This is a genomic window from Brucella cytisi (assembly GCF_038433355.1).
Taxonomy (GTDB): Bacteria; Pseudomonadota; Alphaproteobacteria; order Rhizobiales; family Rhizobiaceae; genus Brucella; species Brucella cytisi.
Genome location: NZ_JBCAUP010000018.1, coordinates 106583 through 114701, shown reverse-complemented (window position 1 = coordinate 114701; position 8119 = coordinate 106583). Strand labels below are relative to the sequence as shown.

Here is an 8119-nt window from a genome sequence, read left to right as displayed (position 1 = left end):
TAGAGCGTTTCCGTTTTTCTCTGAATCGAATGCGCTTCCCAAATCAGTTTTGTTCTGATTCACTGATGCTGGCTGGATGGAGGCCAGCGTTGGATGACCGCACCGATATCGAATGATCTTCGAGAGCGCGTTATTGCCGCCGTGCTGAGTGGCGAAAGCGTTCGTTCAGTGGCGACGCGGTTTGAAATTGCCGCATCTTCAGTCGTAAAATGGTCCCAGCGCCATCGTGCGACCGGATCGGTTCATCCCGGCAAGATGGGCGGCCACCGCAAGCGGATACTCGAACCGCATCGTGATATCATTGTGCAACGGCTCGCCGAGAACCCACACCTGACACTCCATGGCCTGAAGGCGGCGTTGACCGAGCGGGGTATTTCCGTCTCGCACAATACGATCTGGGAATTCATTCGCAGTGAAGGGCTGCGCTTCAAAAAAAACACTATTCGCCCTTGAGCAAGCTCGTGCCGACGTCGCTCGCAAAAGACAGCGCTGGAAGACCCTGCAAAATCACCTTGATCCCGAACGGCTGGTCTTCATTGATGAGACCTGGATCAAGACCAACATGTCGCCGATCAGAGGCTGGGGTCCAAAAGGCAAGCGACTGCGGGCATTTGCACCGCATGGCCACTGGCGCACGCTGACATTCCTGGGCGCTTTGAGAAACGATCAGCTTACAGCACCCTGTGTCTTCGACGGACCGATGAACGGCCAGTGTTTCCGCGCCTATGTCGAGCAGCAGTTGGTCCCGGTGCTCAAGCCAGGCGACATTGTCGTCATGGACAATCTCGGCAGCCATAAGTCGGCAACCATCCGTCAATTGATCAAAGCCGCTGGCGCGCGCCTCTGGTTCCTGCCACCCTATTCGCCGGACCTCAATCCGATCGAACAAGCCTTTTCCAAGATCAAGCATTGGATGAGAAATGCACAAAAGCGCACCATCGAAGACACATGGCGTCATATCGGCAGGCTGGTCGAAACCATCCAGCCCGCCGAATGCCAAAACTATTTGGAAAACGCCGGATATGGTTCCGTTAAAAGGTGAAACGCTCTAGGGCACCAATCGAAATTGCGGAAAGCGGTCGCAGCCAAGCACTACTAACCTGAAGCGACCACTGAGCATTGAGATCGGCATGGGAATCCGGATTTACAACTCCGTCTGGTCGTAAACGCGTCGGCGCGCCTTGATGACATCCAGATTGTTGTGGACCCAGAAGTTGAACCCCTCAAGGGCTTGCAAGGCTCCGTGGCCGATATCCGTCAGCTCATACTCAACACGTGGCGGCACTTCAGGGAAGTAGTGTCGTATAACGAAGCCGTCACGCTCGAGATTGCGCAGCGTAAGTGTTAGCATGCGCTGGGTGATTTCACTCACCTCTCTTTTCAATGCTGAAAAACGGAGGCGATTATCTTCGGCGAGAGATAGACGCCAAAGAACCGGCACTGTCCATTTGTCACTCAGCAGGCTGCAAACACCGTTTGACGGAATTGGCCGGAATTTTCTGTCGTTGCCTGATCCGCGCGGTGTGCTGGCATCGAACTGTTCATTCAAGGGTATCATCCTTGTGCCTCACGCTGAAAAATGTGCCGTCTTCCGGCAAACCTACATTTGTATATATAGACTGTCCTTGTCCAACGCGAGGGTTTCAAGTGACCAATAGCAAGCATCACATTCTGGTTTTTGGCGCTACCGGAAGGCAGGGAGGATCTGTCGTCGAAGCCTTGTTGAAGGCGGGATGGCCCGTTCGCGCGCTCGTTCAGGATTCCAGCAAAGCTGCATCTCAGCAACTACGGAATGCAGGGGTCGATCTTGTACAGGGAGCACTTGAAGAGACCGATGTTATCCGCTCGGCGATTAAAGACGCCTATGGCGTCTTTAGCGTACTGCCGGGAAACCTGGCCGCCGAGGACGAAATTCGTTATGGCATTTCGATTGCGAATATCGCTGCCGAAACCGGCATTAGTCATTTTGTTTATTCGTCGGGCGCCAGCGTGGGGAATGAACTGACAGGCGTTGCGCGTTTCGACGCCAAACATCGCATTGAAGCCCAAATTCGACAGCTCGACATGACTACGACCATCATCCGGCCAATGATTTTCATGGAAATGCTCGTGCGACCTGGCTTCGGTCTGGACAAAGGCCGCCTGGTTTCCCTCATCAGGCCGGACCACTCTATTCAGCTTACCGCCGTGGAAGACATCGGCAAGATCGTTGCTGCCGTACTTGCCGACAAACCCCGTTTTGGTGCCAGAACACTTAAGATCGCGAGCGACCGCCTGACCGGGCGCGAGCTTGAGGTCGCCCTTAGCGAAGCAGCCGGTCGCCCGATAACCTATGAACGGTTTTCCCAGGATATTCTCGACGCAAACGCGGATCTCGCCCATATGGCAAAGAGCCTGGAAGATGGACCGCTTGCCGAGCGGGTCGATCTGGAGGACATGCGTGAGATTAATCCCGAGTTGTTGACTTTCGCGTCCTGGCTTGCTGGCAATGGGCGCAGGTCACTTGATGCAGCCTTACAGGTCTGAGTGCCGTGACATCACGCACGCTTCAGGACGAACAAGCGAGCCGCGAAGGGGAAAGGCTTGCCATGCTGCTTCCAACACCTTAGTTGACATTCGCCCATGATTTGGTGTTGCCAGCCGTCGGCATGGCAATGACGTCTCTTTTGCCACCAAAGACAAATGGGCGTCGTGGAAGCTCCAACTGCAAAAATTGCTCAAATTATGATCAAGGTCATCGGTAACCTGGGAGTTTTCTCTAGTAAATATTCGATAATTTTCGCTGCGGAAACAATTACTTGGTGCCCTGAGTGACCAAGGGACAGAGCAACAACTGGTATCATCTAACTTTTCGGCCCGAACACGTACTGTTGAGCTCCCGGCATACTCTAGTTAAAAATAACTGCAATGCCGGTGCCGGATCATCCGCATGGTAGATCATGTAAATATCCGAAACTGGTGGATCCGGACGAATAGGCAGGAAAACTAAAGGACCCGAGGTCAGATGGGCAATTCCGGCAGGAACGATACTGACACCAAAACCAGCTGCAATCAGACTCGGAATAGACTGTGCGTCGATTACTTGTTGCGAAATACGCGGTCTGTATCCGGATGCCACGACATAGGACATGACATAGGCCGCAAAGTCCGAGCTCTCGGGCTGTAGTATTACGAACGGGTCATCTTTCAAATCCGTCATTGATATGCTGGTTCTTCCAGCTAGTTTGTGGTCGCTGCGCACCAGCGCCACCAATTCCTCCTGCCATGCATGCTCATAGGCAAGTTCGCTTCCATGAGGTATAGATCGATTGAAGCTGACGTCCGTGCGCCGCCGGCGAACTTCATCAATCTGGGTCTGGGGCGACTGTTCATGTATGCGCAAGGTGATCTGCGGATAAGCTTGTGCAAAGTTGGAGAGCAACTCCGACAGGCCACCGCGCAGGATTGAGCCTGTCGTCCCAATTTCGATCAAGCCTTCCTGTCCGTGATGTATTTCGCGCATTTCCTGCAGGCTGCGCTCATACTGCACAAGCATATTGGTTGCATATTGCCGAAAAAGCTTACCGGCGCGGGTCAATGCCACTTTTCGGCTCGTGCGGTTGATGAGCTCCACACCCAACTCACGTTCAAGCGTTTGGATTTGGGTACTGAGTGGCGGCTGGGACATATTGAGACGTTGCGCCGCCCGAGTGAAACTCAATTCCTCCGCAAGAACGACGAAACACTGGAGCTGACGCATTCTCATAGCGTGACCCTATAGATTTCTCATAAATTGATATTAGACACGGATAATTTATTCGGCAACTATTGCCATGTCAGGGGGACTGACGATGAATGCTGCGAATGGAGGAAACGGTGGAGGCCGTTGTTCGAGGGCTTTCGCGAAAATTACTCCCCCTTTTTGATTGGGAGGAATCTAAATGCCGAGTTGGTCAAAGTCCTTGTTTGGACAGGTGTGCATCGCGCTTGTTCTTGGTGTCGCCGCTGGCTTCTTCATACCTGACCTGGCGATGCAAATGAAACCGCTTGGCGATGGTTTTATCAAGCTGATCAAGATGTTGGTCCCAGCGATTGTCTTTTGCGTGGTTGTACACGGAATTGCGGGTGCTGGCAGCCTCACCAAGGTTGGGCGCGTCGGCGTCCGGGCTCTCATCTATTTCGAGGTCGTCACCACGATCGCGCTCGCGCTTGGCATCGTTGTTGCTTATGTCTTTGGTCCGGGCCATGGCATGAACATCGATGTAAGCAAGCTCGATGCGTCTGCCCTTTCCACCTACGTTGAAAAGGCTCATGAAGTCTCTAGCGGCGGCACGGTAGAGTTCCTGATGAAGCTCATACCCACTACGATCGTGAGTGGTTTCGTCCAGGGTGATATCCTGCAGGTACTCCTGGTGGCTATCCTCTTCGGTTGCGCACTTGCACAAGTTGGCGAGCGCGCCAGACCGCTTCTCCACATCATCGAGATGGCTGGCGACGTCGTCTTCAAAATCATGGCATTTATCGTTCGCCTGGCACCGCTTGGCGTATTCGGCGCCATAGCCTACACGGTCGGCAGGTACGGTATCGGATCATTGGCGCAACTCGGCTACCTCGTGGTTCTGTTCTACCTGACAATTGCGCTTTTCGTCGCCATCGTACTCGGCTCCATATTGAGGGCCGCCGGTTTCAGCATCGTGAAGCTGCTGCGCTATTTGCGCACCGAAGTCAGTATTGTTGCGGGTACAGCCTCGAGCGACGCGGTCTTGCCCCAGACCATGCGCAAGCTTGAACATCTCGGTATTAAAGATTCCACTGTGGGCCTTGTCATCCCAACCGGCTATTCGTTCAACCTTGATGCATTCTCGATATATTTGACACTTGCTGCTGTATTCATCGCCCAAGCCACGAATACGCCACTCGCGTTAGGTGATCTTCTGGCGATTCTTGGTGTCGCTTTGGTAACGTCTAAAGGTGCTCATGGGGTGCCAGGTTCGGCGATTGTCATCCTCGCTGCGACGCTGGCGGCCATCCCCAGCATTCCTGCCATCGGGCTGGTCCTTGTGCTCTCAGTGGATTGGTTCATGGGCATTGCGCGTGCACTCGGCAACTATATCGGCAATTGCGTGGCAACCGTGGTCATCGCATCCTGGGTAGGTGATATCGATAAGGATCGCGCCCGCAGGATACTGGACGGAGAAAGCGTGTCAGCACCGGATTTACCGGTTGTTGAGACAATCGCGCAGAACATCGGCAAGCCGGATCCGCTATCCCGACCGCAGATGTGAAGCGAAGGAAAACCTGCGTCAGATGGTTTCCATACATCGGTCCAAACGGCTGGAACAGAAGCCAACGGATAATACAGCTTTGTACGAATAGTAGCTGATCTCGATACAGGGAAAGCGATAAAACAGACTTGCAAAACTCTGCGAACAAGGTATCTCCTCCCCAATCCGAGGGTGTGTACGACGACCGGAACTCATCAGCTAGACCAAAAGCAACAGGTGCTGAAACGGGCAAGAGACCTGCGACCCTTCTGGCTTCAGCACGCAACAATGTCTTGGTTTCAGCTGTGTGACATGGGGCAGCCCGGCTTTCCAACACTAAGCCGAAAGCTCTCTTCTGACGATCTCCGCGCCTGCACTCAGGGCCTGCAGCTTCCCGACCGCTACTTGACGAGACAGAGGTGCCATGCCGCAGTTTGTGCAAGGATAGAGCTTGTCGGCATCCACGAATTGCAATGCTTTCCGCAAAGTGTTGGCGACGTTCTCCGGGGTTTCCACGGCGTTGGTTGCCACGTCAATGGCCCCTACCATCACCTTTTTACCTCGAATGAGTTCAATCAAATCGATGGGAACATGCGAATTGTGGCATTCGAGAGAGATCAGATCGACACTGGATTTCTGCAGTTTTGGGAAGGTTTCTTCATACTGCCTCCACTCCGATCCCAAGGTCTTTTTCCAATCGGTGTTGGCCTTGATACCGTAACCATAGCAAATATGGACGGCAGTTTCGCACTGAAGTCCTTCCATTGCCTTTTCCAGCGTGGCAACGCCCCAGTCATTTACCTCATTAAAAAACACATTGAAGGCAGGCTCGTCGAACTGGATGATATCGACACCAGCAGCCTCCAACTCCTTGGCTTCTTCATTGAGAGCTTTGGCGAATTCCCAGGCCAGCTTTTCACGACTGTTATAATGCGAATCATAGAGCGTATCGATCATAGTCATGGGACCCGGCAGCGCCCATTTGATGGGATGCTTGGTCTGCTGACGCAAAAACTTTGCATCTTCGACAAAAACTGGCTTTGAGCGAGAAACAGCCCCAACGACTGTCGGCACACTCGCATCATAGCGATTACGAATTCTGACGGTTTCCCGTTTCTCAAAGTCAACGCCGCTGAGGTGCTCAATAAACGTCGTGACGAAATGTTGGCGCGTCTGCTCACCGTCGCTGACGATATCAATACCCGCACGTCGTTGATCATCCAAGGACAAACGCAGAGCGTCTCGCTTGCCTTCAATCAACTCCTCATCCTGTAATTTCCAGGGTGACCAAAGTTTCTCAGGTTGTGCAAGCCAGGAGGGCTTCGGTAAGCTTCCAGCCGTTGAGGTGGGCAATAGTCTTTTCATGATGGGCGACCTTTTATCGTTAGTTCGTCAATGAGCGTAATTGGCAGACCATTGTTCAAGAATCTCTTTGTATGGTTTGATGAAGTGCTCATCCGCGAACTTTCCCTGCTCAACAGCCAGCCTGCTACGCTCTTCTCGGTCGTAGACAATTCGGGTCAGCGAATAGTCCTGCTGCTTCAAGTTCGGTTGATAGCATGCACCTGCTGGAGAATTGGAGTTATAGATCTCTGGTCGGTAAATCTTTTGGAAGGTCTCCATCGTACTGATAGTGCTGATAAGCTCGAGATTTGTGTAATCACCCGGCAAATCTCCGATAAAATAGAAAGCCAAAGGTGCAACGCTATTTCGAGGCATGAAAAATCGAACCTGCAATCCCATTTTTCTGAAGTATTCATCGGTCGGCGAGAACTCGTTCTGCCGGTATTCGACACCAAGTATAGGATGTTGGTTGTCTGTCCGATGATAGATTTTGCTACTTGATGCACTCAGGCATATGACGGGTGGTTTATTGAAATTTTCTTTGTAAGCAGCTGAATTGAGGAAACATTTGAACAGATTTCCATGAAGATCGCCGAAATTGTCCGGCGTTGCGAATTCGGATCGGTTCTTATTGTACTCTGGCAGCAATACGCTGAAGTCATAATCCCGCACGTAAGAAGAGAAGTTGTTTCCGACAATACCCTCAATACGCTCGTTGGTGTTTCGATCCACGATATTCGTCTTCAGTATCTCAATCAGTGGGAAGGCATCGTTTTTGCCTTCAAGACCGATTTTCATTTCAACCGAAATGATTTCGAGTTTAACGGAATAGCGATCGCCTTCCGGGTTATCCCAATGCGCCAGCGCGTTGAAACGATTGTCAATCATTCTCAAGGCGTTACGGAGGTTGTCCTGGCGGTTCTCTCCTCTGGCCAAATTAGCAAAATTCGTCGTGATACGCGTATTGTCCAAAGGGTGATAGTTCTCATCAAAACGATGGCTCATGACGCGGAACGTAAAGTCGTGATGCGTCGTGATATGCGACCGATCTACGACCGGCTCGCCCTTGGCGGCGACTGGAATTGCGGTTTGAGACATAACCTATCCCAATAAGTTGGGGGCATGGGTCAGCGGACACATAGCAACACAGACCGTTACACGGTCTTTGCTACGGCACACCGGGACACCCCGCCCGTGGACGTTACTTTGCCAAGGCAGGTCTCCTGGCTAGCGGGTCATTGCTATCGTCCGTCTTCCCAGGGAGAACCCCAGTGACATTCTGGACGTCAGCTTGCCGCTTACAGTTGCGGGGGCAGCGCCGACTTTCCCGAATGAGACGGGGCACGGACTTCCCTCTTAGCTCCGGCGTATCGAATACGACAGCCGGAGAACCTAGACATTGCAACCTTCCTGCATCGGCCACACAATGTCAATAGCACATAAAGAAATGTTTATATCTTTAAGTCCAAGGCCACGAGCAGGTTCTGGTAATCCCTGCTCGATAGCCATGACTGGTATGGGGCCGATAACAG

The 8119-nt window shown here is 52.4% G+C and carries 7 protein-coding genes and 1 riboswitch; of the genes, 3 read left to right on the top strand and 4 right to left on the bottom strand.

The genetic code is table 11. From position 1 onward, the window contains the following. The first annotated feature begins 93 nt into the window (after positions 1-93). A protein-coding gene (locus AAE521_RS17645) for an IS630 family transposase (protein ID WP_144405900.1) occupies positions 94-1042 on the top strand; the annotation gives its coding sequence in 2 pieces (ribosomal slippage) (positions 94-429 and positions 431-1042; 948 coding nt in all). Between the two features lie 102 nt (positions 1043-1144). Here AAE521_RS17645 and AAE521_RS17640 read toward each other — a convergent pair. Further along, a complete protein-coding gene (locus tag AAE521_RS17640; protein WP_071632676.1) occupies positions 1145-1558 on the bottom strand; it encodes a winged helix-turn-helix transcriptional regulator in 414 nt (137 codons plus the stop codon). Positions 1559-1647: 89 nt separating this feature from the next. Between AAE521_RS17640 and AAE521_RS17635 the strand changes: the two genes are divergently transcribed. Further along, on the top strand, positions 1648-2526 hold the full coding sequence (locus AAE521_RS17635; RefSeq protein WP_342062040.1) for an NmrA/HSCARG family protein: 879 nt from the start codon (positions 1648-1650) through the stop codon (positions 2524-2526). Positions 2527-2839: 313 nt separating this feature from the next. Here AAE521_RS17635 and AAE521_RS17630 read toward each other — a convergent pair whose 3' ends face one another. Further along, on the bottom strand, positions 2840-3745 hold the full coding sequence (locus AAE521_RS17630) for a LysR family transcriptional regulator (RefSeq protein WP_036589293.1): 906 nt from the start codon (positions 3743-3745) through the stop codon (positions 2840-2842). 175 nt (positions 3746-3920) lie between these two features. On the opposite strand from AAE521_RS17630, the gene AAE521_RS17625 reads away from it, so the two are divergent. Then, on the top strand, positions 3921-5264 hold the full coding sequence (locus tag AAE521_RS17625; RefSeq protein WP_342062039.1) for a C4-dicarboxylate transporter DctA: 1344 nt from the start codon (positions 3921-3923) through the stop codon (positions 5262-5264). A gap of 315 nt (positions 5265-5579) precedes the next feature. On the opposite strand, the gene AAE521_RS17620 is transcribed toward AAE521_RS17625, so the two are convergent. Both AAE521_RS17620 and AAE521_RS17615 read right to left on the bottom strand, forming a co-directional pair. After that, a complete protein-coding gene (locus AAE521_RS17620; RefSeq protein WP_342062038.1) occupies positions 5580-6608 on the bottom strand; it encodes a methionine synthase in 1029 nt (342 codons plus the stop codon). Between the two features lie 27 nt (positions 6609-6635). Next, positions 6636-7685 carry a DUF1852 domain-containing protein gene (locus AAE521_RS17615; RefSeq protein WP_342062037.1) on the bottom strand — a complete coding sequence of 350 codons (1050 nt, stop codon included), beginning with the start codon at positions 7683-7685 and terminating at the stop codon, positions 6636-6638. 98 nt (positions 7686-7783) lie between these two features. After that, a riboswitch (cobalamin riboswitch) is annotated at positions 7784-7998 on the bottom strand. Positions 7999-8119 lie beyond the last annotated feature (121 nt).

Coding starts and splice junctions, on each gene's coding strand:
- AAE521_RS17615 (WP_342062037.1), bottom strand. CDS start 7,685: ATGTCTCAAACCGCAATTCCAGTCGCCGCCAAGGGCGAGCCGGTCGTA.
- AAE521_RS17640 (WP_071632676.1), bottom strand. CDS start 1,558: ATGATACCCTTGAATGAACAGTTCGATGCCAGCACACCGCGCGGATCA.
- AAE521_RS17625 (WP_342062039.1), top strand. CDS start 3,921: ATGCCGAGTTGGTCAAAGTCCTTGTTTGGACAGGTGTGCATCGCGCTT.
- AAE521_RS17630 (WP_036589293.1), bottom strand. CDS start 3,745: ATGAGAATGCGTCAGCTCCAGTGTTTCGTCGTTCTTGCGGAGGAATTG.
- AAE521_RS17620 (WP_342062038.1), bottom strand. CDS start 6,608: ATGAAAAGACTATTGCCCACCTCAACGGCTGGAAGCTTACCGAAGCCC.